The 369-nt window shown below is 61.0% G+C and carries 1 protein-coding gene; it reads right to left on the bottom strand.

The genetic code is table 11. The features are described from left to right. Window positions 1–87 precede the first annotated feature (87 nt). A partial coding sequence (locus KDH83_RS32005; RefSeq protein WP_212323227.1) for a hypothetical protein occupies window positions 88–369 on the bottom strand: 282 nt, incomplete at its 5' end.

Raw genomic sequence — 369 nt, forward strand, 5'->3', positions numbered from 1 at the left:
CTTCCAGCCCTCGCCTCTCCTTCTTTAACTATTCCTTTCCTTTTCGGCCGCTGGCCCTTACTTCCCCTACCGCCTTCCTCTGGGTGTTCATTCTCTCTTCTTCTTTTTTTCCTTTCTCTCCCTCTCCCCTCTTCCCCTTTTTTCCCCCCTCTTCTCTCTCTCTCTCTCCCCCTTCTCTCCTTTCTCCCCCCTTTCCTCCTTTCCTTCTCTCTTTCTCTTCCCCTCCCCTCCCCTCCCCCTTTTTCCCCCCTCTCTCCTTTCTTTCCCCCCCCCCCCCTCTCTCCTTCTCCCCTTTCCCTCCCCTCCCCCCCCCCCCCCCCCCCCCCTCCTTCTCCCCTCCCTCTTCCCCCCCTCCCCCCCCTCCCCCCC

Origin of the sequence: Achromobacter sp. Marseille-Q0513 (genome assembly GCF_018195695.1) — a bacterium.
In the GTDB taxonomy this organism is placed as follows: Bacteria; Pseudomonadota; Gammaproteobacteria; order Burkholderiales; family Burkholderiaceae_B; genus Achromobacter.